The organism is Pelobacter seleniigenes DSM 18267, assembly GCF_000711225.1.
GTDB lineage: Bacteria > Desulfobacterota > Desulfuromonadia > Desulfuromonadales > Geopsychrobacteraceae > Seleniibacterium > Seleniibacterium seleniigenes.
On sequence record NZ_JOMG01000002.1, the window covers coordinates 1,056,562 to 1,078,338 of the forward strand.

22 protein-coding genes and 1 tRNA gene are annotated in these 21,777 nt (G+C 56.1%); 7 read left to right on the plus strand and 16 right to left on the minus strand.

Features of this window, described 5'->3' with window-relative positions; genetic code table 11:
* The 10 genes from slyA to N909_RS24510 form a co-directional block, all read right to left on the minus strand.
* Positions 1 to 453, minus strand: a complete 453-nt coding sequence (gene slyA / locus N909_RS0107580) for a transcriptional regulator SlyA (RefSeq protein WP_051689594.1) — start codon at positions 451 to 453, stop codon at positions 1 to 3.
* 278 nt (positions 454 to 731) lie between these two features.
* Positions 732 to 806 (minus strand) — tRNA-Val (locus N909_RS0107585).
* A 112-nt stretch (positions 807 to 918) separates the two neighbouring features.
* On the minus strand, positions 919 to 2,169 hold the full coding sequence (locus N909_RS0107590; RefSeq protein ID WP_029913672.1) for a BaiN/RdsA family NAD(P)/FAD-dependent oxidoreductase: 1,251 nt from the start codon (positions 2,167 to 2,169) through the stop codon (positions 919 to 921).
* Positions 2,169 to 3,377: a nicotinate phosphoribosyltransferase gene (gene pncB, locus N909_RS0107595; protein WP_029913675.1), complete on the minus strand. Its 1,209-nt coding sequence runs from the start codon at positions 3,375 to 3,377 to the stop codon at positions 2,169 to 2,171. The genes N909_RS0107590 and pncB overlap by 1 nt, the downstream gene beginning before the upstream one ends.
* Positions 3,378 to 3,431: 54 nt before the next feature.
* A complete protein-coding gene (locus tag N909_RS0107600; RefSeq protein ID WP_029913678.1) occupies positions 3,432 to 4,184 on the minus strand; it encodes an SIMPL domain-containing protein in 753 nt (250 codons plus the stop codon).
* Entirely contained in the window at positions 4,181 to 4,696 is a 516-nt protein-coding gene (locus N909_RS0107605; RefSeq protein ID WP_051689595.1) for a dihydrofolate reductase, read from the minus strand. Before N909_RS0107605 ends, N909_RS0107600 begins: the two co-directional genes overlap by 4 nt.
* Entirely contained in the window at positions 4,690 to 5,715 is a 1,026-nt protein-coding gene (locus tag N909_RS0107610; RefSeq protein ID WP_029913683.1) for a nucleoside recognition domain-containing protein, read from the minus strand. The genes N909_RS0107605 and N909_RS0107610 overlap by 7 nt, the downstream gene beginning before the upstream one ends.
* On the minus strand, positions 5,712 to 6,176 hold the full coding sequence (locus N909_RS0107615; RefSeq protein ID WP_029913687.1) for a pyridoxamine 5'-phosphate oxidase family protein: 465 nt from the start codon (positions 6,174 to 6,176) through the stop codon (positions 5,712 to 5,714). The genes N909_RS0107610 and N909_RS0107615 overlap by 4 nt, the downstream gene beginning before the upstream one ends.
* Positions 6,177 to 6,183: 7 nt before the next feature.
* Entirely contained in the window at positions 6,184 to 6,384 is a 201-nt protein-coding gene (locus N909_RS0107620; RefSeq protein WP_029913691.1) for a DUF2905 domain-containing protein, read from the minus strand.
* Positions 6,385 to 6,422: 38 nt separating this feature from the next.
* Positions 6,423 to 6,941, minus strand: a complete 519-nt coding sequence (locus N909_RS24510; protein ID WP_051689596.1) for a DUF309 domain-containing protein — start codon at positions 6,939 to 6,941, stop codon at positions 6,423 to 6,425.
* A gap of 316 nt (positions 6,942 to 7,257) precedes the next feature.
* Between N909_RS24510 and N909_RS0107635 the strand changes: the two genes are divergently transcribed.
* Positions 7,258 to 8,202 carry an aldo/keto reductase gene (locus N909_RS0107635; RefSeq protein ID WP_029913696.1) on the plus strand — a complete coding sequence of 315 codons (945 nt, stop codon included), beginning with the start codon at positions 7,258 to 7,260 and terminating at the stop codon, positions 8,200 to 8,202.
* A gap of 120 nt (positions 8,203 to 8,322) precedes the next feature.
* On the opposite strand, the gene N909_RS0107640 is transcribed toward N909_RS0107635, so the two are convergent.
* A complete protein-coding gene (locus tag N909_RS0107640) occupies positions 8,323 to 9,771 on the minus strand; it encodes an aminotransferase-like domain-containing protein (RefSeq protein ID WP_211253932.1) in 1,449 nt (482 codons plus the stop codon).
* Positions 9,772 to 9,938: 167 nt separating this feature from the next.
* Between N909_RS0107640 and N909_RS23730 the strand changes: the two genes are divergently transcribed.
* Both N909_RS23730 and N909_RS0107650 read left to right on the plus strand, forming a co-directional pair.
* A complete protein-coding gene (locus tag N909_RS23730) occupies positions 9,939 to 10,166 on the plus strand; it encodes a DUF1127 domain-containing protein (protein WP_036682993.1) in 228 nt (75 codons plus the stop codon).
* Between the two features lie 54 nt (positions 10,167 to 10,220).
* Positions 10,221 to 10,862 (plus strand): LysE family translocator, encoded by a 642-nt coding sequence (locus N909_RS0107650; RefSeq protein ID WP_029913709.1) that lies wholly within the window; start codon positions 10,221 to 10,223, stop codon positions 10,860 to 10,862.
* A 96-nt stretch (positions 10,863 to 10,958) separates the two neighbouring features.
* Here the strand turns inward: N909_RS0107650 and pyrC are convergent, their stop codons facing one another.
* Positions 10,959 to 11,996 carry a dihydroorotase gene (gene pyrC / locus N909_RS0107655; RefSeq protein WP_029913711.1) on the minus strand — a complete coding sequence of 346 codons (1,038 nt, stop codon included), beginning with the start codon at positions 11,994 to 11,996 and terminating at the stop codon, positions 10,959 to 10,961.
* Between the two features lie 262 nt (positions 11,997 to 12,258).
* On the opposite strand from pyrC, the gene N909_RS0107660 reads away from it, so the two are divergent.
* From N909_RS0107660 to N909_RS0107670, 3 genes are all read left to right on the plus strand, one after another.
* Positions 12,259 to 13,674 carry a diguanylate cyclase gene (locus N909_RS0107660; protein WP_051689872.1) on the plus strand — a complete coding sequence of 472 codons (1,416 nt, stop codon included), beginning with the start codon at positions 12,259 to 12,261 and terminating at the stop codon, positions 13,672 to 13,674.
* A gap of 166 nt (positions 13,675 to 13,840) precedes the next feature.
* On the plus strand, positions 13,841 to 15,268 hold the full coding sequence (locus tag N909_RS0107665; protein WP_051689873.1) for a diguanylate cyclase: 1,428 nt from the start codon (positions 13,841 to 13,843) through the stop codon (positions 15,266 to 15,268).
* Positions 15,265 to 15,624: a nuclear transport factor 2 family protein gene (locus N909_RS0107670; RefSeq protein ID WP_029913717.1), complete on the plus strand. Its 360-nt coding sequence runs from the start codon at positions 15,265 to 15,267 to the stop codon at positions 15,622 to 15,624. The genes N909_RS0107665 and N909_RS0107670 overlap by 4 nt, the downstream gene beginning before the upstream one ends.
* A gap of 126 nt (positions 15,625 to 15,750) precedes the next feature.
* On the opposite strand, the gene N909_RS0107675 is transcribed toward N909_RS0107670, so the two are convergent.
* From N909_RS0107675 to ugpB, 4 genes are all read right to left on the minus strand, one after another.
* Entirely contained in the window at positions 15,751 to 17,091 is a 1,341-nt protein-coding gene (locus N909_RS0107675) for an iron-containing alcohol dehydrogenase (RefSeq protein ID WP_084167575.1), read from the minus strand.
* Positions 17,088 to 18,008 (minus strand): ABC transporter permease subunit, encoded by a 921-nt coding sequence (locus tag N909_RS0107680; protein WP_029913721.1) that lies wholly within the window; start codon positions 18,006 to 18,008, stop codon positions 17,088 to 17,090. Before N909_RS0107680 ends, N909_RS0107675 begins: the two co-directional genes overlap by 4 nt.
* A gap of 7 nt (positions 18,009 to 18,015) precedes the next feature.
* A complete protein-coding gene (ugpA, locus tag N909_RS0107685) occupies positions 18,016 to 18,906 on the minus strand; it encodes a sn-glycerol-3-phosphate ABC transporter permease UgpA (RefSeq protein ID WP_029913724.1) in 891 nt (296 codons plus the stop codon).
* A 100-nt stretch (positions 18,907 to 19,006) separates the two neighbouring features.
* Positions 19,007 to 20,335: a sn-glycerol-3-phosphate ABC transporter substrate-binding protein UgpB gene (gene ugpB / locus N909_RS0107690; protein ID WP_029913727.1), complete on the minus strand. Its 1,329-nt coding sequence runs from the start codon at positions 20,333 to 20,335 to the stop codon at positions 19,007 to 19,009.
* Positions 20,336 to 20,593: 258 nt separating this feature from the next.
* Between ugpB and N909_RS0107695 the strand changes: the two genes are divergently transcribed.
* Positions 20,594 to 21,703: an ABC transporter ATP-binding protein gene (locus N909_RS0107695; protein ID WP_029913730.1), complete on the plus strand. Its 1,110-nt coding sequence runs from the start codon at positions 20,594 to 20,596 to the stop codon at positions 21,701 to 21,703.
* Positions 21,704 to 21,777 lie beyond the last annotated feature (74 nt).

The following is a 21,777-nucleotide window of genomic DNA, read 5'->3' on the forward strand; positions in this document are numbered from 1 at the left end:
TTATTGAAAGCCGTGCAGGGTATTTAATTTTTTATTGATCTTGGCAAAAACCTGGAGACAGACCTCCAACTCCGCATCATCGATATCGGCGAATATTTCAGCCCGCAGACCTTTGACCGCATCTTTGATCTGACTGAGGTTGCAGGCCGCTTTATCCTGCAAATGAATGGATTTGGCGCGGCGGTCGGCAGCCAGCGCCCGCCGCTCTATCAACCCTTCGCCCTCCAGCCAGTCAAGAGTCTTGACCAGGGTCGGCCCCTGGACTCCGACGGAGCAGGCCAGCTCTGTCTGGGTCACGGGATCGGGCAGCCGGGAGAGGTGCAAGAGGGTCATCCAGCGCGATTCCGTCAGCCCATGGGGGGCCAAGCGGCGATTGATTTCTGCACGCCAATGGCGCACGATCCGCCCCATCAAAAAACCGAACCGTTCCTGTTCTGTCTTGGGAATAGTCATGATCAATATCCTTCGTAGATTTAGATAGCCAACTATTAGATAGCTATCTAATAAAATAATCCATCAGCTGTCAAGAGGCAATGGCGGGGAACTTTTGCTACGGTCGGGTTTAAAAACGGGTGGGAGGAACCTCAGCAGAACTGAGGAGGACTCTAGGGCGCTGGCTCCTTGAATGCACGCAGGTCGAAAGCCATTCCGGTCACGGAAAGCGGAGTCAGCTGAAACAAAAAAAAGCACCCAAGGGTGCTTTTAATGGTGGTCTTATCCAGCTTATCAGCTGGTAGGCACGGGCGGGATTGAACCGCCGACCCCTACCGTGTCAAGGTAGTGCTCTCCCACTGAGCTACGTGCCTGCAATCAACTGCGGCGCTTCTTCTATCAAACTGGCGCGCCAACTGTCAAGTTATTTACTGAAAAATCCTCAAAAATTGCCCTACCGATGCTGCAAACAATCCTCTCGGCAGCTCACCCAAAGGAGGCCTGGGCGGCTGAGGTGCCGGCCAGATAGCCGGTTGACCAGCACAGCTGCAGGTTGTAGCCACCGGTCGGGGCGTCCAGGTCAATCATCTCCCCGGCAAAAAACAGATTGGCCACTTTTTTGGACCGCATGGTCCGCATATCGATATCCCCCAGGGCGACCCCACCGGCGGTGACGATGGCTTTTTTGAAATCGCCGATACCGGTCACCGTCATCGCCAACTCCTTGAACAGCTTCAGCAACTGGCCGCGTTCCTGCCGTGACACGGAATGGCATTTTTTTGCCGGATCGATTCCGGACAGCCGGATAAAAACCGGGATCATATCCTTGGGCAGCAGCCCGCCCAGGGCATTGGCGAAAGCACGGTTGTTATGCGCGGCCAGCTCCCGCTGCAGGCGTTTATCAAACAGCTCCCGGTCCACGGCGGGCTTGAGATCGAGCACCAAAGTGACCGGCCCCTGCTCCAGGGCGGCACCGATGGCGGCACTCATGTCCAGGACGATGGGGCCGCCGATCCCGTTGCGGGTAAAAAAAGCCTCCCCGAAACGCTCGTCGAGCTTACGCCCCTGCTGGCGGACCTCAAGCCGGACATTCTTCAGGTTGAAATGAACCATCTCCGCAGTCCAGTCTTCGGCCAGGAACACCGGCACCAGGGCCGGTTGCGGTTTGACCAGCTGGTGTCCGCTGGCCGCAGCCCAAGCGTAACCGTCACCGGTACAACCGGTTTCCGGGTAGGACAGACCACCGGTGGCAATGACAAAGGTTGTGGCGCTGAACTCCCCCTGGCTGGTGACCAGGCTCTGCAGTTGGCCGTCGTGATGGGTTAAGGAGAGAACCCGACAGCCGCTCCGCAGTTCCACGCCGCTGTCGGCGAGAAACTGTTCCAGGACCTTCTGCACCGCAGCAGCGTCACCTCCAGCCGGGAAAACCCGGCCGCCGCGTTCCACCCTGGTCGGCAGACCATGCCGTTCAAAAAAAGCAATGGTATCCTCAACCCCGAAGGCGTAGAGCGCGGTCAGCAGGCTCTTGCCCGCAGCGCCGAACTGCTCACTGAGTTTGCGTGGATCGGTTTCCCCGCAGGTCAAATTGCAGCGCCCTTTGCCGGTGATCAACAGCTTAGCTCCGCAACGCCGGTTCTTTTCCAGCAGCAGCACCCGTGCGCCCTGCAACGCCGCAAAACCGGCAGCAAACATCCCGGCCGGTCCGCCGCCCACAACAATGACATCAAAGTGTTTCATCAGACAGTCGCCGGCAGATCAATATCGTAAACCGAGGCCAGATATTTCAAGTAACTCGGATCTTCACACATGCTCTTGCCCGGTTCATCGGAGATCTTGGCCACCGGCTTGCCGTTGGCCGAGACCAGCTTGATCACCATATCCAGAGACCTGTTCCCGACATCGTTGGTGAGGTTGGTGCCGATGCCGAAAGAAATTTTAGTCCGCCCCTTGAAATAGCGGTAAATCTCGATCATCCGCGGAAAGGTCAGGCTGTCGCTGAAAATCAGGGTCTTGGTGGCCGGGTCGATCCCCATCTGCTCATACAGGGTAATGGCCTTCTCGCCCCACTCGAAAGGGGAGCCGCTGTCGTGCCGCAGCCCGTCGTAGAGTTTGCCAAAATAGGGATCGGAAAAATCGCGGCAGAAGGAATCCATGGAATAACAATCGGTCAGGGCAATCCCCAGCCGGCCACGGTATTCCCGCACCCAGCCTTCCAAAGCCGCTTTCTGAGCCTCGCTCAACCGAGTCACGGCCTGCCAGGTTTGGAACCATTCATGGGCCATGGTCCCGATGGGCATCAGCTTATGGCGCCGGGCCAGATCAAGATTGCTGGTCCCGAAAAGGTATTGGGGAATTTCCCGGACCAGGGTTGTCAGTACCTCTTCCTGCCAGGCCTGGCTGGCTCTGCGCCTGGTGCCGAAATCGGTAAACCGGAAACCGGGCAGGTCGCCTTCATTGCGCAGAAACTCGATCTTTTCCTGCAACCGGCCGCGAGCGACATTCAAATCGATGCCACCACAGTTGATCCGGGTATGCAGCTCACTGATAATGGCCAGAGCGTAGATCTCCAACAGGGTGACATGAATCAGCGGCCCGCGAAAACGCAGATCGATATCATCCCCGTCGGCCTGCAGATGAACAAACCGCATGTCGAGCCGAAAAATTCTTAAAAACTCAATAAAATCCGGCTTAAAAAAAGAAAATCGCGCCAGGTAGAGCAGCTCTTCATCATTGAAAGAGAGGGTGCAAATATGCTCAAGCTGCTCCAGAATGGCCGGAATCAGGGCGGCCAGATTGAAACCGTTGCGATTGCGGCAGGCAAACTTCCACTCCACGTGGACAGACCGGAACTCGGGGGCATGGTAATAGGCCTGCAGCATGGTGATCTTGTAAAGATCGGTGTCGAGCAGGCTGCTGATAAGAGGATGTTCAAGAGCTGAGTGCATGTTGCCCCGCTTGCGTCCGACTATGCTTGTCTTTCATTGCTGAAATATCCTTTGTCATTGTGCTGGCTGAGCATTCTGCAGCCGGTAAATTGCCGTCACCGCGGCCTGGATGTCGACCTTGCCGGTGGCAACCGGAACCGTATCGGCAACGGCGGTCCGGGCTTCGGCGAACATCATTTTAGGGGCCGCAAACGCGGTGGAATTATCGAGGGATAAGGAGAGCAGTTCACCCAAGCGTACCCCGGCGGCCGTGGCCAGGGTGTGGGCCTTGTTGCGAGCCTTGGTCGTCGCCAGATCAATCGCCTTGAGCTGCGCAGTCTCCGGATCGGCCAGAGAGAACTGCAGGTTGCCGATCTGGTTGGCACCAGCCTGTTGCGCTATCCCGAGCAGTTCCCCGGCCAGGTCGATGCGGGTGGTGGTGATCTGCAGCTCGTTACTGACCTGATAGGCGACGATCCGCCGCTGCCAGTTGGCCGGAGTCGGTCGCGGTGGGACACTCCATTCCGGCCGAATCTGGAACTGCCCGGTCTGCATCTCGTTGACGGCGATCCCCATCTCTGCCAATTGTTTCATGACCGCCCTCATCCGCTCGTTATTATCCTGCAACGCCTGTCCGGCAGTCTCCTGTTGCGTCACCACCCCCAGCCGCAGTTCCAGCTGATCGGGAATCACTTCGACGACGGCATCGGCCTGCACCACCAGTTGCGGAACGGGTTGCGGATTGCCGGTCCCATAGAAAACGGGCTGTGGGACGCAGGCGGTCAGCGTAAAGAGGACGAACAAAGCACACAGATAGTTGTATTTCATAGCTTATCCTTTACCATTTGAGTCAACGCCAAAGGGTTTTCCGGCCGTTGCAGAATTGAGAAGCGATAATCAATTTCGGCTCGGAAATCCTCTTGCCAAAGCACTTGAAAGGCTCCCTCCGGCAATTCCGGGAAGAAACTGTCCCCGGCAACGGCCAGGTTCAGTTCGGTCAAATAAATGCGCTCGGCCCAAGCCAGGGTCTGGCGAAACACTTCCGCGCCACCGCAGATAAACAGCTCCTCGGCCGGTTCCGCCAGGGTCAAGGCCTGCCTGAGAGTGTTGGCGACGGTGCAGCCGGGCAACCTCAGCCCCGCTTGCCGACTGACCACGATAGTCCGCCGCCCGGGCAAGGGGCGGCCGATGGACTGGTAAGTCTTCCGCCCCATCAGCAGACAATGCCCCATGGTCAGTCGTTTGAAACGCTGCAAATCTTCCGGCACCTGCCAGGGCAGCTGCCCGTTCCGCCCAATGACCCGGTTGCGGGCCATCGCCACGATGAACGAGATCAGCAACAGGAGACCCCTTTCGGATCACTATTCCTGGGAGCAATGTTCCGCACCAGATAGCGATCAAAAACAACCTGCGGAACCCACCGGATCAGACGGGCCAACAGGAACACCACCAGCAGGGTGAACGCCAAACGGCCCCAGAGAATGCCCGAGAGATGGGCGCCAAACACCAGCATGACCAGGGTGTCCTCAATGACACTGTGGCAGAGTCCCATCAGCGCCAGGGAAATGAAAATATCCTTTTTGGACAGATAGCCCGCTTCCGCTTCGCGGATCAGTAAACCGCCGCCGTAGCTGATCCCCAGAGTCATGCCGATAATGGCCAGGGGGGCGACTTCGCGGCTCATGCCGAGAAAGGTCAGCAGCGGCTCCAGCAGACGGGTCATCAGATCGCTGAAACCGCATTTTTTCAGGATCGCCAGCAGCATCACCAGGGAAAAAATGATCACAAAGATCACCACCAGGCTCTGCCCCTGGGCGAGCAGCCATGAGCCCCAGGATGGTCCGGCGGCGGGCGGGCTCCAGAGTGCCTGACTCGGTTGCTGCAGGGTGCCGGACGCCTGATAAAGCACATGCAGCAGCCAGCCGAGCAGGAAAGCGCCGCCAACCCGCAACAGCAACATGGCTCGGAAACGAGTGCCGACCTTTTGGGCAATGCGCAACTCAACGGGCAGAGCATGAGCAATCAGGATCATAGTGGTGATAATCGTCACCTGAGCCATGGTCAGACCAAGCCCCGGCGCCAGGGAGGCAAAAACAATCAGGGCCGAATAAATATTGATCACCATGGCCGTCGCCCAGACCAGCCCCATTTCGCCCGGCAAGCCAACCAGATGCATCAGCGGGCCGATAAAATGGCCGATATGATCGATCACTCCGGCCTGCTGAAGCAGACGGGTCAGAATACTGATGGGGATAATGATCCGGAACAGTTCCCAGGCAATGGCCAGGGCATCTTTAAAGGAATGGCGCAATCCAGTGAAGATAAGGCCGAAAAACGTCTCCGGCGAACTTTCGGTCATGCTTCTACCCGCGACTGCTTGGCCGTCATGCTGAGGATTTCCAGCTTATAGACCTCGGTGGCAGCCACTGAGTCGGGCAAAAAACTGAACGGTTGATCGCTGTACTGGGCCATGATCCGGTCCAGGCCTTGGCGTTTCTCCACATCGGTCTTCAGAAAATGAATTCGCCCGTGACCAACCACGGACTGAAACCGGTTGCTCCAGTTGCAGGCCAGTTTGCCGGTCACGATCCCCAGATCTATGGCCACGGTAAAGGCCACCATGGGATTGGCTGTCATCAACTCCATTTTGCGCCCGGTCGCGGCGGAATGAAAATAAAGCGCACCGCCATGGTACCCGTAGTTGAGGGTGACAATATAAGGTGCGGGCTCGGCATTGAATGCCAGCTGACAGACCTTGCCTGCACGGAGGATCTCCTCAATCTGCCGCTTATCCGTAATTTGTTTTTCTGAACGTCGCACGCTTCACCTACTTTTTAAAGAGCCACAGGATTAATGAAATCAAGCCGCTGACCAGCAGCATACTGGTAATGGGGAAAAACAGTTTAAAGCCGGGTTTGTCAATCATGATATCGCCCGGCAGCCGGCCGAAAGGAAGTTTGCCCAGCCACGGCCAGAGCACTCCGGCCAGAACGATGAGCAACCCGGTAACGAGCAAAGTCTTCTGCATAATTGCGAACTGGCACCTTTCTTTAACAAGCACCCCGGTTAGCTGCCGAGGCCGGTTTTCCAGGTCAGTCTGATCCGCGGATATTCCGGCAAATCGCTGCGCAGGCATTGTTGCATGTCCTGAATCAATGCGGCGACATCGATGCCGAGATAATCATCCTCAGCGCTTTGCAGTTTATCGAGTCCCAGCTGGGCCAGGACCGCTGCGCTTTCGGGTTCCGCCAAGTAATAGTTGAGCATTGCCGCGGCAATCAGCACCAACCCCAAAATAAACCGGCCCGCCTGGGAATTCTGCCCGGCGGCAAGGCACAGCTGTTTGAAATACACATGCGCCTCCCACCAGAACCCGTTGTTGAACAGATCGACACTGTATAGATAATCATCGCAATCCCACCAGGTTTCAACATTAAACGACTGCGGTGGCGAAAGTTTTTCACCATAGGAATGTCCGTCCCGGTCATGAAACGGGTTCGGGTTCCAAAACGGCAGATGTCGATATGCCGGCAAATCTCTTTTACTATAGCGGGGAACGCCCAAGTCAGCAAATACAGGCTCCATCAGCAACTCCGTTGATCAAGTCCCACCCTGTCTTCCGGCGTAAAACCTAACTCACTCAGCCGGAAAGCATGCTTTTCCTGAGGTTTCTGTTCGGCAATTTTTTCTGTAAAAGTTCACAATACAGTGAGCGGCAAGGAAAGTCGAGAGACCGGCGGCAGGCGGTTTTGCGGATGAATGATCGATCTGGGCAAAGCTTGCGGAATCAGCAGCGGTTTCCAGCTGCCAGGGAAGATGGTATCCTTTTTTGAATATTCTGCCTCATCGTCCATGGAAATTTACGACCTTCAAACAAACTTCATCCAAAGGAACGCGCACAATGAACACAGCAGTCCGTATCGGCAAAACCGACCTGTTCGTTAATCCCATCGGCCTGGGGGCCAATGCCGTCGGCGGGCATAATCTTTATCCGGATCTGGATGAAGAGGTTGGCCGCGAGCTGGTCCGGCAGGCCTTGGCTGGCGGCATCAACTTCATCGACACCGCTTTTATTTATGGGCCGCGCCGTTCCGAAGAACTGATCGGGGAGGTCATCAAAACACAGCACCGCCGGGCCGATGTCGTCATCGCCACCAAAGGCGCCCACGATCTGTCCAGCGGCGAAGTCAAATTCAACAACCGGCCGGAATTTCTCAAACAGTCTGTTGACAGCAGCCTGCAGCGGCTGCAGACCGACTATATCGACCTCTACTATATCCACTATCCGGACGAGGACACGCCCAAGGACGAAGCGGTCGGCATGCTCAAAGAACTCAAACAGGCCGGAAAAATCAGGGCTATCGGGGTGTCCAACTTCTCTCTCGGCCAACTGGAGCAGGGGAATAAGTACGGCGGGATCGATGTTTTCCAGGGGCACTACAACCTGCTGACCCGCGGCGTTGAGCAGGATATTCTCCCTTACTGCGAGGAGCAGGAGATCTCCTTTGTGCCATACTTCCCGCTGGCCATGGGCATCCTGGCCGGGAAATACCATAAGGACACGGTCCTGCCCGCCGGCGACCACCGCAACAAGCGCCCCCTGTTTCAGCCGGAGGTCTTCCCCGCCATCATCGCCAAGGTCGACCAGCTCAGGGAACTGGCCGAGCGCTATGCCACCGACGTTCCATACCTGGTCCTCGCCTGGTATCTGACCCGACCCGCCATCGACGTGCTGATTCCGGGTGCCAAGCGGGCCGAGCAGGCTTTGCAAAATCTGCAGACTCTCGAGTTGCAGCTGGCCGAGGAGGATATTGCGGCCATCGATAAGATGTTCCAAGATGAATAACCCCTGAGCAAAGCTTCAGCAGGAACAAGAATAACCCAGCCTGGCAGGCTGTCTTCAACAGTCTGCCGGGCCCATGGCTGGGCAGCCGGGGCTGACGCCTGCGTGAGGTCAAGGGGACCTTCAACGCAAAAGCTGCTCGTCCCCGCCGGCGGTTTTTTCCTGGCCCAACCGCTCCGCCAACCAGCCCCCCATGTGGCGGAGTGCCTGTTCCCGTTGCGGAGTCCAGCGGGGCGCAAAATTCAACCGGAAACAGTTCTTGAATTGCTGGCTAAAGGAGAACATCTCTCCCGGGGCAATGAATATCTCGTGCTCGCGGCAATAATGATAGAACTCTGTCGAATCGATACTTCGCGGCAGTTCCAGCCAGGCGACCAGCCCGCCTTGGGGACGGCTGATCCGGGTCTGGGGAGGAAAATGTTCCGTGACCAGATCGACCAGGCGCAGATAACGCTGGCGATACGCTTGCCGGGCCTGGCGCAGGTGCCGCTCATAGATCCCCTGGCCGAGAATCTCCGCCGCGACCAGTTGCGGCAAAAGCGGCGTCGCCAGCATATTCACGTATTTACGATGCAGCAGCTGATCGTAATAACGACCGGCCAGAATCCAGCCGACCCGGAGCAGCGGGTCGATGGTTTTCGACAGCGAGGAACAGAGCAGCACCAGCCCCTGGGTGTCAAACGCTTTGATCGCTTTGCCGCGTCTCTCGCCAAAGTAAAGATCGCCATAGATATCATCTTCGACCAGCGGCACCTGGTACTGTTCCAGCATGGCCACCAGCTCTTTTTTCCGCTCATCCGGGATGCTGCAGCCCAGCGGATTGGAAAAGCTTGATACGGTTAGCACTGCCCGCAGCGGCCATTGCTCCAGGGCCAGCCGCAGGGCTTCCAGGCTCAGGCCGGTTTCCGGGTGAACCGGAATTTCAATCGCTTTCAGGCCATAGGCTTCGATCAACTGGAGGATGCCGTAATAGCAGGGAGACTCGATCGCCACCACATCGCCGGGGCGGGTCAGCACCTGCAGGCACAGGCCCATGGCATTCAGACAACCGGCGGTGGTGACAATACTGTCCGGCGAAACCGCCACCCCGGCATCCACGGCATGATGGGCAATCTGCTGGCGCAGCTCATATGGCCCTTCCGGGTTGGTATGGCCGAGCCCCAGGTGTTTCCGGGTCCGGGAAAGGCGGGTATAGGTCTGTTCGACATGCCTGATGATGGGAAAATCCGTCGCTGGCACAGCCCGGCAGAAACTGACCGCCTGGGGATTGGTTCCCTCCTGCTGCACCTCCATGACCAGTTGCGAGGTTTGGGCCAGGACCGGCCGGGATTGCGAATCAGGGGGGTTGGGCACAGCCAGGGATTCGCGAACCCGTCGGCGCACGTAGTAGCCCGACTTCGGCCGCACCGCCACCCAGCCCTGCTCCTCGAGCAGGTTGTAGGCAGCCAGCACTGTTGAAACACTGACCTTCTCCCGTTTGGACAGCTGCCGGACCGAGGGCAGTCGTTCGTTGACGGCGATCGCCCCGGCCCGGATCTGCTCGGTCATTTTATCGGCAAGTTGCGTATACAACAGGTTTTCCATCATGTCCACCAGTACAGATTTTTAAAAAACCACCAGTACAGTTCAATAGTTTCTCAATCTGTTCCTATCAAGAAAGTAATATTCTGAATCTGTTTCGGTCCAGATAAAAGATGTAGCATAAGCACTATCAGAATGCCAAGCACTGGAGCGCAACGATGATGAGAAAAACCCAACTGATTGGTCAATGGAGCGATGCTGCCCGGGGCAGCCGCAGCCTGAACATCCGCCTTTATGTCGTGGGTCTACTGTTCTGGATCCAGAAATGGCGCCACAATGCCAAGACCAGAAAACAGCTGGCGGCGCTACCGGAATACCTGCTGCGGGATATCGGCCTGAGCGAGTATCAGGTCCGCGAAGAAGTTAAAAAGAAATTCTGGCAGTAAATCGTTCGATTCAACTAACGTGGATCAGTTATCCCGAAAGGTCGCCCCCCTGACATGAAACATGAAACGTTACTGATTTATGCCGTCGTTGCATTTTTCTACATCACCAGTCCTGGGCCTGCCATTGTACTGGCCATTCTAAACGGCATCAGAGCAGATATGAAAACTGTTGCCATTGCTTCGCTGGGAAACATTATTGGGTTACTTCTCCTGTCGACAGCATCTATTTCCGGGCTTGGCGTTTTGCTGACCACCTCCGCACTGATCTTCATGGTCGTCAAATCAGTTGGCGCCCTGTATTTGATATACATTGGCATCAAATGTATCTTGAACGGTCGAGGGCTGAGTCTTGGAAAATCACTTCACACTGAGAACTTGGGAAAAAGCAGAACTTCGTATTTTTACGAAGCATTTTTTCTTGCTGTAACCAACCCCAAACCAATCTTGTTTTTTACGGCAATATTTCCCCAGTTTTTAGACCTGCAGGCCGATATTCTGCCGCAATTCGTTATCATGACGAGCATATTCTTAACGATATCTTTCAGTTCATTATGCACCTATGGATTTACTGCAAAGAAATCTAAAACTTGGCTAACAGGTCACAATAGGATGCTCTGGTTTCATCGTATGACCGGAGGGGTATTCATCGCGCTGGGAGTCGGGCTTCTTCGGTTGTCCTCACGACAAGCAATCTGAAAACATGATCCCGCTCCGCTGGTGAGAGCATGGCAGGAAAGACCAAAGCCGTTTCAAAGGCTGCGCTCCCGCAAGACGATTCCGACTTAAGTCCCCTCAAACCGCCTGGACCTTCCACCTGACCTCTTTTCCGGCAAAAAACGGCACAATCGGTCGCCCGTTGGGCAAAATGATCTGCTCCGGCACGGTCCAATGTTCACGGCGCAGCGTGACCGTTCCCGGATTACGCGGCAAACCGTAGAAATCCGCCCCGTTTTCACTGGCAAAGGCTTCCAGCTTGTCCAGGCATTCCAGTTCATCGAACACCTGCGCATAAAGCTCCAAAGCGGACCAGGCGCTGTAACAACCGGCACAGCCGCAGGCCGACTCTTTGCGGGACCGTTCGTGGGGAGCGGAATCACTGCCGAGGAAAAATTTACGCGAGCCGCTCTTCACCACCTGACGCAGGGCCTGTTGATGGGTGTTGCGCTTGAGCACCGGCAGGCAATAGTTGTGCGGGTGCAGGCCGCCAACCAGCAAGTCATTACGGTTGAGCAGCAGATGCTGGGGGGTGATGGTTGCCGCAATGCGCGCGTTGCCGGCTAACACAAACTGGGCGGCATCCGCCGTGGTAATATGTTCCATCACCACCTTCAGCTCGGGATAGCGCTTAACCAAGGGGCCAAGGACGCCCTCGATAAACACCTTTTCGCGATCAAAAACATCCACCTCGGCAGCGGTCACTTCACCATGGACCAGTAGCGGCATGGCCAGCAGAGCCATTTCCTCCAGGGCCGGATAGATCTTTTCCAGAGCGGTCACCCCGGAGTTCGAGTTGGTCGTTGCCCCGGCCGGGTAAAGCTTGGCTGCGACAACCCCGGCCTGCTGTGCAAGCCGAACCGTCTCCGCCGAAGTCTGATCGGTAAGATACAGGGTCAGCAATGGTTCAAAAGAGCTCCCCTGCGGGCGGGAGCCACGCAGCCGTTTGCGGTAGGAGAGAACAGCCTCTGCCGTGGTGAGGGGCGGTACCAGGTTGGGCATGGCCACGGCCCGGCCAAAACAGCGGGCGCTGGCTGCAACGGTTTCCGGCAGCATCTCCTGATCGCGAAAGTGCACATGGAAGTCGTCCGGCGTGCGAATACTCAATTGCTCAATCATTGTCAAAACCTCATCACTGCTGGACATTGGCGGACCAACGCCTCTCCTCTGAGCCCGGTTTGATCGTCAACGCCTGTCGGGCTGGCTGGAAGATTCAGCTAGAATCGTGGAAATACATCTTTTTTGTGGAGTTTCCATTCCGTTGCTGGCATTATTTCCGGATTCCTTGAAAATCCAGGTTCTTCCCGTCATCAAAACCGACCAAACACCTGTAAACACCTGAAAGGATCGGTCTGCAGTGAACCGCAAATACAGTTTTATGTCAGTTCTGACCCTGTTGCTGGTGGTCGGATTTTTGTGCACCAGCATCATCAGTTATTTCGTCGCCCGGCAAAGCCTGGCCGAACAGATTGCCGGCAGCACCCTGCCCCTGACCAGTGACAACATCTATTCCGAAATCCAACAGGACCTGCGGCGACCGATTTTCATCTCCTCCCTGATGGCCCACGACACTTTTGTCCGCGACTGGGTCCTGGCCGGCGAAACCAACCCCGACAAAATGGTCCGCTATCTGCGGGAAATCCAGCAGCGCTATGCCACGGTCACCAGTTTTTTTGTCTCCGACAGCAGTCATCATTATTACCACTCCAGTGGGGTGCTGAAAACCGTCTCCCCGGACGATCCGCAGGACCAATGGTATTTCAATATGCCGAAAGTGATCGAGGATTACCAGATCAATATCGACCGGGATACCGCCGACCTGACCAGCATGACCGTGTTCATCAACCACAAGGTTTATGATTATGCCGGCAACTATATCGGCACCATAGGGGTCGGACTTGGGGTGACCTCGGTTAAGGGACTCATCGAAACCTATCAGGAACGCTACGGCCGAACCATCTTCTTCACCAACCGGCAGGGCCAGATCACCCTTGTCGGCAGCCAGTACCGGGGACCGGACAACCTCAAAAAGATTCCCGGCCTGGCCAGCCACATCAGCCAACTATTGACCGTTCCCAGCACCTCGTTAACCTTTCAGCAGGACAATCATCCCTACTACCTCAACAGTCGCCTGGTGAAGGATTTCGACTGGTATCTGATCGTCCTGGAAAAGGAAACCCCCGGTGAAATCAGAGTCCAGAAGGCTCTGATTATCAACATCGCCATCAGCCTCGGTATTACCGCCATCGCGATGATCATTGCCGGGATGACCATCGGCAGTTATCAGAAGAAACTGCAGGCTATGGCCACCACCGACAAACTGACCTGCCTGACCAACCGGCAGATGTTCGATTTCCTCTATCAGCAGGCCTGGAAAGCCAGCCACCGTCACAACACCGCCCTTTCTGCTCTGCTCATCGACATCGACCATTTCAAACGGGTCAACGACACCTACGGCCACCCGGCCGGAGACCAGGTCCTGGAAACGGTCGCCAAAACGCTGCAGGATATCATCCGCGGGGATGACTACCTGTTCCGCTGGGGCGGAGAAGAATTCCTGGCCCTGTTGTCCGATTGTAATGCCGCACAGGCGATGATCCTGGCAGACCGCCTGCGCAGCACAATCCAGGACCTGACCATCTCCCAAGGGGAAACCGCTCTTCAGGTCACCATCAGCCTGGGAACCGCGGAGCTGAAGCCGGACGAATCGGCCGAGGCCCTGATTGCGCGCGCTGACCGGGCTCTCTATCAGGCCAAAAGCAACGGTCGCAACCGGGTTGAAGCGGCAAGCTGACAGGATCCCACGCGCTACGGATTGATGTTTTTTTTGCTCCCAACTGGTCCTTTTGCTTTTCGGTACTTGCCAAAAAACTAGATTTTGTTAATCTCACTGATCGACCAGTTATGGGCTTGAGGACATCAGGAAGGATCTGTCGACAGTGAACCGCAAATTCCGTTTCATGAGCATTCTGACCGTTTTGCTGGTGGTCGGCTTTCTGTTTACCAGCATTGTCAGTTATTTTGTCGCCCAGAAAACCCTGGCGGAGCAGATTGCCGGGAGCACCTTGCCCCTGACCAGCGACAATATCTACTCCGAAATTCAACAGGATCTGCTGCGGCCGATCTTTATCTCTTCTCTGATGGCCCATGATACCTTCGTCCGTGACTGGGTTCTGGCCGGGGAAACCGACCCCGACAAAATGGTTCGTTACCTGCGGGAAATCCAAAAGCGCTACGGCACGGTGACCAGTTTTTTCGTCTCCGAATACAGCCACCACTACTATCATTCCAGCGGCGTGCTGAAAACAGTCTCCCCGGATGACCCGCAGGACCGCTGGTATTTCAATATGCCCAAGGTGCTGCAGGACTATCAGGTCAATATCGATCGCGACACCTCCGACCTGACCAGTATGACCGTATTCATCAACTACAAGGTCTACGATTACCTCGGCAATTACATCGGCACCATCGGAGTCGGTCTTGGGGTTAAATCGGTCAAAGGGCTCATCGAAACCTACCAGGAACGCTATGGCCGGACCATATTTTTCACGGATCGGCAGGGCAAGGTCGCTCTGGTCGGCAGTCAATACGACGGGCCGAATAGCCTCAGGGATATCCCCGGGCTGGATATCTACGCCACCCAGATTCTGACGTCACCCAGTACCTCCTTGACCTATCAGCAGGACAACCATACCTATTATTTCAACAGCCGCCTGGTGGAAGATTTCAACTGGTATCTGATCGTCCTGGAAAAAGAGACGGCGGGAGAAGCGCGCATCCAGAAAACCCTGCTGATCAACATCGCCATCAGCCTGGCTATCACCACGGTGGTGTTGATCATCGCCGGAATCACCATCGGCAACTACCAAAAGCGCCTGGAAGCCATGGCCACCACTGACAAACTGACCGGGCTGACCAATCGGCAAATGTTCGATTTCCTCTACAAACAGGCCTGGAAAGCCAATCTGCGCCGCAAAACCGCGCTGTCCATCCTGATCATCGATATCGACCACTTCAAACATGTCAACGACACCTATGGCCATCCGGCCGGTGATCAGGTGCTGCAGGCGGTGGCCAAGGCCCTCGCGGAAACCCTGCGCGGCGACGATATGCTGTTCCGCTGGGGGGGCGAAGAGTTTCTGGCCCTGCTCTCCGATTGCAGTATTGACCAGGCCAGGATTCTGGCGGAACGCTTGCGCAGCAGGGTCGAGGAGCAGGCGATTTATCGCGGCGAAGCGACCATCCAGGTCACGGTCAGTCTGGGAGCGGCCGAATTGCAAGTGGATGAAGAAGCGGACCGGCTGATTTCAAGGGCAGATCAGGCTCTTTACCGGGCCAAACACGGCGGCCGCAACCGGGTCGAAACCGCAACCGGACAGTCATCATGACTCCGAAGGAACTGATCGAACAGTGGGTAGAGGCGTTCAACGCCGGGGATGTGTTGCGCCTGGCGGAATTCTATAGCGAGGATGCAGTCAATCACCAGGTTGCCGAGCAGCCGGTGGTCGGCCGCCAGGCCATCGCAGAGATGTTCGCCCGTGAATTTGCCAGGGCCGACATGACCTGTCTGGTCGAAAACCTGTTTGCCGACGGCGACTGGGCGATTCTTGAATGGAAAGATCCCCTCGGCCTGCGCGGCTGCGGATTTTTCCGTATCGAACAGGGCAAGATCGCTATTCAACGCGGCTACTGGGACAAGCTCTCATTCCTGCGTCAGCACGGCTTGCCGTTGCCGACCGAGTAGTCCTTTCAGGTTTTAAAGGTCGGACAGAGAATTTTTCAAGCAGGAAAAATATCCTTTTCCTCCCTTCACCAAGCCAACACGTCAGCAGCTCAACATGTTTGTTGAGCTGCCCGTCGTTCCCCCTTGCTAGGTACGAATCAAGGCCAGCGCGCGCGCGGCGGCCTGCTCGAGGATACCGGCATGCGCGGCAAAATCGAGCACGGTGATCCGCTCCCGAATGGCGCGGCTGTTCATGGCCGCCAGCAGGAATTCATCCACCGACAACCTGAACGCCTCAAGCCCAAAAGGCGCACCAACCCTGGAGAACAGCTCAACAAAATATTCCGGCGGTCGCACCTGTCCGAACAGCGGGCGAAGTTTTTCCCAATACCGTGGCAACTGTTCATCAAAGGCAGCCAAAGCGTCCCGCTTGTTGGCAAACTGGCCGGCAACCTCAGCGGCATAAGGTCCCCAGATCTCCGGGATACGCGCAGCAGTGGCGGAAAATTCCGCTTCCGCACGGGGCGCCAGAGCCTTTTTGTCCAGCCCGGCCAGTAACTGGTAACAGGCCGCAGATAGGATGATCCCCAGACCGACCTGTAGGCCGTGCCGTTCCGGTACGCGCCCGGTCAAGGGTTCCCGCATGTCCCAGAAGTGCGACATCAGATGCTCCCCGCCCGAGGCCGGAGCGCTGGACCCGGCCAGACTCATGGCCACACCGGAAATCAGCAACCCATGGAATAGCCCCATGACCGCCTTTTCTTCCCCCCGGCCGATGGCTTCGGGTTGCTCACTGTAATCCTTTTCCACTCCGGCCATCATGGCCGCCGGCAAACCGCAATAGCTCTGACTGAACAACAGGGACTCCGCCTGCCAGTCGATATCCGACACCACTTTGGCCAGGACATCACAAAAACCCGCCTGACGCAGCTTAAGGGGAGCGTTTTGAATCACCTCTGGAAGGACATACAAACGCTCCGGCGGGGTCGCGGGCAGGGTCCGTTTTACCCCCTTGACCTTGATCGCGGCGATCCCGGAGGTGTAACCATTCATGGAGGGTGCCGTCGGCATCACCCAGAACGGTTTGCCGTCTGCGCTGGCCGCATATTTTCCCAGGTCGTTGAGGGTTCCGGAGCCGACCGAAATCACCAGTGCCTTGTCGGCACTGAGCATGCGGACCTTGGCAACGGTTTGATCATCGGCCACCGGGTCGGCGTCAAGGAGGAAACTGGTCAGATTGACGCCGGTTGCCCGCAGCTGCTCCTCCAGGGTATGACCGACCACGCGCTGAACATCCGGATCGCTGAGCAGCAAAACCGGCTGGTCGGCAAAAACCGCCCGGCAATCGTCGGCCATGACCCGTGCGGCATCGACACCCAAGTAAAGGGTTGCGGTCGGCGCGGGATGCGGCTTTCCACAGGTACAACCGCTCAGCCCGGTGTGCGGGTCGATAATAAAGGGGTGATTATTGATGTTGACCATCGTCATTTTTCCCTTTCCACCAGACCTTTGACAAACCAGCGCTGCATCACCAGCACCACCAGCACCGGCGGCAGCACCACAATCAGCGCTCCAGCCATGGCGATATGCCAGTCTGGTGGATCTTCCGGGGACGGCAGCAGGTGTTTCAGGCCGATCACCGCCGTGGTCATCTTCGGGTCCGTGGTGATCAGCAACGGCCAAAGATACTGATTCCAGCCGTAAACGAACTCGATCACCACCAGGGCGGCAATATTGGTTTTGGACAGCGGCACGAGGATTTTCCAGAAAAAGGTCATCGGCGAGGCACCGTCCATCTTAGCGGCTTCGCAGAGTTCTTCCGGAATGGTCAGAAAAAACTGCCGGAACAGAAAGGTACAGGTGGCGGACGCGGTCAGCGGCAGAATCAACCCGGCATAACTATCGAGCAGGCTGAATTCCAGCTTGACCGAAATATCATGTCCGGCGAACCAGCTGACCAGTCCGTTCAAACCCAAGGCATCCCAGAGCGGCTGGAGGGGACCGAACAGGTTGGCAGCCATTTCGTAAGTGGGCAGAATGCGCACCTCCACCGGCAACATCAGGGTACAGAAGACCGTCGCGAAGGCCACCGCGCGTAGCCGGTAATCAAAATAGACAATGGAAAAAGCGCCGAACAGCGAAACCACGATTTTCCCGAAGGTGATACCGCCCGCCATGATAAAGGAGTTCAGCAGCTGCGTCCCCAGGTCGCCGCGGTTCCAGGCCGTGGCCAGGTTGGCAAACAGCTGATCCCCCGGAATCAACGGCATGGGCACTCGCGAAACCTCTTCGAGGGGCAAGGTTGCGGCAATAATGGCATAGAAGATCGGGAAGCCAACCACGGCAATTCCCGCAATCAACGCCACATAGGTGAACAGGTCAAGGGCCGGTGTCTTTTCAACCATCATAGCGTTACCCGGTATATTGGACTTTTCGTTCCACATATTTGAATTGCAGAACGGTAATCAGAATGATCAGCGCCATCAACACAATGGACTGGGCCGAAGAGGAGCCGAGATTCAGACCGACAAAGCCATCCTGGTAGACCTTGTAGACCAGAATATTGGTTGCCCCGCCCGGCCCGCCCTGGGTCACGGTATGGATGATGCCGAAGGACTCGAAGAACGAAAAGATAATGGTCATCACTGTGACAAAGAACATGGTCGGCGACAACAACGGAAAGGTGATGGTCCAAAAGCGCCGGAAAGGCCCGGCCCCATCCATGGCTGCTGCTTCAATGAGGGAATGCGGCACCGCCTGCAGTCCGGCCAGGAAAAAAACGAAATTGTAGCTGATGTTCTTCCAGGAACTGGCCAGGACGATCATCAGCATGGCATGGGAGCCTTCCAGAAGCGGGTTCCAGGCCAGACCGAACCATTTTTCCAGAAAGATCGCGATCACCCCATAGGAAGGATGGAGCAGAAACAGCCAGAGGATTCCGGAGATGGCCGGAGCGATGGCATAGGGCCAGATCAGCAGAGTCCGGGTCACGGCGGTCAGCCGCAAAGCCCGGTTGGCCATGGTCGCCAGGAACAATCCGACACAGATGGAGACCAGCGCCACCGAACCGCTGAACAGCAGCGTGGTCATAATCGATTTCAGGTAGAGGGGATCGGTGAACAAGGCCACATAGTTGTCGAACCAGACAAAGCGGGTCCGCAAACCGAACGGATCGCTCAACTGGAAAGAGGCCACCAGGCCCTGCAATGCAGGCCAGTAGAAAAAAGTCACAGTGATCAGAATCTGCGGCAGAATCAGCAGATAGGGCAGCGACCGGGTTTTGAAATAGGAGCGTTTTTTGATCATGGGGAGAATCCGCTTTTCTGCCCGGAACCGCTGTTTTCACGGCGGTCCCGGGACGGTCTAACAGCAGAAGAGATGGATCGTTACAGCTCTTTGGCCTCTATTTATAGGTTCGCTCAAATTCACGCAATTTTTCATTACTTCTGGCCACGGCGCTGTCCATCGCCGCTTGCGGAGTCTTGGTCCCGTTCCAGACCAGTTCCAGCTCTTCATTGATGATATTGCGAATCTGAATGAAGTAGCCCAGCCGCAAGCCGCGGGAGATTTTGGTCGGCTCCCGCCGGGTCAGCTGTTTGATGCCGACTTCCTGATAGGGATACTCCTTGTAGTAGCCGTCTGCCTTGAGCTGCTGGTACGCGGCCAGAGTAATGGGGAAATAACCGGTCTCCTTATGCCAGAGCACCTGTGATTCGGTCCCGGCCAGGTGATTCAAAAACGCCGCCACTCCGGCATAGTCTTTTTCAGGCAGGCCCTTGAATACCCACAGGGAAGCACCGCCGATGATGCTGTTCTGTGGTTCTTTCATCCAGGATTCAACGGGCAGCGGAGCGATATCCCAAGTGAAGTCCTTGACCGCAGACTGCAGCTTGGCGATCCCGCTGATGGAATCGATGTAAAGCCCGGCATTCTGGGCAATGAACTCCGATTTGGGTCCCTGGTATTTTTGACCACCGTAATAAAAGCGGTTATCGGCCATCCAGCTTTTCAGCCGGGCGATATGGTTGACCACCTTATCGTTGTTGATCAGCAGTTCGGTATCCAGACCTTCGTAGCCATTGGCCTTGCTGGCAAACGGCAGATTGTGAATCGCGCTGTAATTCTCCACCTGGGTCCAGGACTGCCAGGCGGTCACCAACCCGCCTTCGACCCCGGAAGCAACCAGCTTGGCGGTGATTTCGCCCATTTCATCCCAGGTCACCGGTTTATCTTTGGAGAGCAGCGGCAGACCGGCCTTCTTGAACAGATCGACATTGTAATACATGACCGGGGTGGAGGAATTGAACGGCATCGACATCAGTTTGCCGTCCGCGTTCATATAATAGGAAAGCACCGGTTGCAGATACTGGGACCAGTCGATGTTATAGCCCTGGTCGCCCATCAATTGATAAACCGGATAAATGGCCCCGGACAGCATCATGGTCTGGGTACCAACTTCAAAGACCTGCAGGATGTGCGGTTGTTTTCCGGCCCGTACCGCGGCGATACCGGCGTTGACCACCTCATCGTATTCGCCCTTGTAGGTGGGGATGACTTTATATTCGGATTGGGAGTTGTTAAAGCTGTCGACAATCTTTTGTACCGTCTCCCCCCGGGCCCCGCGCATGGCATGCCACCAGTGAATTTCGATCGGCTTGGCAAAAACGGAATTTGCCGACCCGATCAGCATACAGAAACCCAGGAAAAGCCATAAACATTTCGCCTTTGACATGTTGACCTCCTCGAAGTTGTTTGGTCCTGCATTCAAACACAAAATACTTGCAAGCTGCGGATGGATTAGGCACAGTGAGATGATTTCAAGATTCTTGAACTCTTGTTTTTCCATCTCAAGTAAAGACCAAGAGCAAAGCTTCGTCAACGGTCTTTCAGAAAAAAAACAACCCGCTATAGATTAAGGGATTAGCACCTGATTAAGCTATAATAAAAACCGGTTTGATTCATTCTCCCCGCTTCCACTGGAGTGATCCTCATGGCCAATGTGATTCTGCGCGACGTTGTCAAAAAGTATGGCAAGCTGGAGGTTGTCCACGGTATCAACCTGAATGTTATCGATAAGGAATTCGTCGTCCTGGTCGGCCCTTCCGGGTGCGGTAAATCAACGGTACTGAGAATGATTGCCGGGCTGGAGGAGATCACCGGCGGAACGATTGAAATCGGCGACAGGGTGGTCAACGAGCTGGCTCCGAAGGATCGCGATGCCGCGATGGTGTTTCAGAACTATGCCCTGTATCCACACATGAACGTCTACAAGAACATGTCCTTCGGCCTGACCCTGCGCAAGATGCCCAAAGATGAGATCGACCAACGGGTCAAGGAGGCCGCCGGGATCCTGGAGTTGCAGGAACTGCTGCACAGAAAGCCCCATGAGCTGTCCGGTGGCCAACGCCAGCGGGTTGCCATGGGACGGGCCATTGTCCGCCGCCCGGCGGTCTACCTGTTCGACGAACCCCTCTCCAATCTCGATGCCAAATTGCGCACCCAGATGCGCCTGGAAATCAAGCAGCTCCACCAACAGGTTGAAAACACCATCATCTACGTCACCCATGACCAGGTCGAAGCGATGACCCTGGCTGATCGCATCGTAGTCATGCGGGACGGCTATATTGAGCAGGTCGGCAACCCGCTGGAGATCTTCCAGAAACCGGCCAATTCGTTCGTGGCCGGATTTATCGGCTCCCCGCCCATGAACCTGGTTCCCGCGGTTATTGTCAATGGTGGAGACCAGCAGAAACTGCGCCTGAGTGAACAGCTCGAGATTCCGATTCCGGAACGCAGTTCAGCCACCCTCAGCGACGGTCAAAAGGTCCTCATGGGGCTGCGCACGGAAGATCTGGCAATTGCCGACGGCACTCAGCCGCAGCCGCACGGCACCCCTTTTAGCTTTGCCGTGCCGGGCACGGTCAGGATCGTGGAGCCCCTCGGAAATGAAACCAACTTGCATCTGGACCTGTGCGGCGCGGCATTGGTCGCCAAAGTCGAAGGCCGCCGCCTGTTTGCCCCGGAGGAACAACTGGCGATGGTTCTCAACCTGACCCACCTGCATATTTTTGATGCGGCCAGTGAACAATCGATCTATTGACTGTTTGGCCAAAAGAGCCGACATAGTCAGCAGGGAAAGATTCAATAAAAAAAACAAAATGCCCGGTCAGCATG

What these genes read in the sequence shown, in the direction of transcription:
- slyA (WP_051689594.1), bottom strand. Translation starts at nt 453, where the DNA reads ATGACTATTCCCAAGACAGAACAGGAACGGTTCGGTTTTTTGATGGGG.
- N909_RS0107590 (WP_029913672.1), bottom strand. Translation starts at nt 2,169, where the DNA reads ATGAAACACTTTGATGTCATTGTTGTGGGCGGCGGACCGGCCGGGATG.
- pncB (WP_029913675.1), bottom strand. Translation starts at nt 3,377, where the DNA reads ATGCACTCAGCTCTTGAACATCCTCTTATCAGCAGCCTGCTCGACACC.
- N909_RS0107600 (WP_029913678.1), bottom strand. Translation starts at nt 4,184, where the DNA reads ATGAAATACAACTATCTGTGTGCTTTGTTCGTCCTCTTTACGCTGACC.
- N909_RS0107610 (WP_029913683.1), bottom strand. Translation starts at nt 5,715, where the DNA reads ATGACCGAAAGTTCGCCGGAGACGTTTTTCGGCCTTATCTTCACTGGA.
- N909_RS0107620 (WP_029913691.1), bottom strand. Translation starts at nt 6,384, where the DNA reads ATGCAGAAGACTTTGCTCGTTACCGGGTTGCTCATCGTTCTGGCCGGA.
- N909_RS24510 (WP_051689596.1), bottom strand. Translation starts at nt 6,941, where the DNA reads ATGGAGCCTGTATTTGCTGACTTGGGCGTTCCCCGCTATAGTAAAAGA.
- N909_RS0107635 (WP_029913696.1), top strand. Translation starts at nt 7,258, where the DNA reads ATGAACACAGCAGTCCGTATCGGCAAAACCGACCTGTTCGTTAATCCC.
- N909_RS23730 (WP_036682993.1), top strand. Translation starts at nt 9,939, where the DNA reads ATGATGAGAAAAACCCAACTGATTGGTCAATGGAGCGATGCTGCCCGG.
- N909_RS0107650 (WP_029913709.1), top strand. Translation starts at nt 10,221, where the DNA reads ATGAAACATGAAACGTTACTGATTTATGCCGTCGTTGCATTTTTCTAC.
- N909_RS0107660 (WP_051689872.1), top strand. Translation starts at nt 12,259, where the DNA reads ATGTCAGTTCTGACCCTGTTGCTGGTGGTCGGATTTTTGTGCACCAGC.
- N909_RS0107665 (WP_051689873.1), top strand. Translation starts at nt 13,841, where the DNA reads ATGAGCATTCTGACCGTTTTGCTGGTGGTCGGCTTTCTGTTTACCAGC.
- N909_RS0107670 (WP_029913717.1), top strand. Translation starts at nt 15,265, where the DNA reads ATGACTCCGAAGGAACTGATCGAACAGTGGGTAGAGGCGTTCAACGCC.
- N909_RS0107675 (WP_084167575.1), bottom strand. Translation starts at nt 17,091, where the DNA reads ATGACGATGGTCAACATCAATAATCACCCCTTTATTATCGACCCGCAC.
- N909_RS0107680 (WP_029913721.1), bottom strand. Translation starts at nt 18,008, where the DNA reads ATGGTTGAAAAGACACCGGCCCTTGACCTGTTCACCTATGTGGCGTTG.
- ugpB (WP_029913727.1), bottom strand. Translation starts at nt 20,335, where the DNA reads ATGTCAAAGGCGAAATGTTTATGGCTTTTCCTGGGTTTCTGTATGCTG.
- N909_RS0107695 (WP_029913730.1), top strand. Translation starts at nt 20,594, where the DNA reads ATGGCCAATGTGATTCTGCGCGACGTTGTCAAAAAGTATGGCAAGCTG.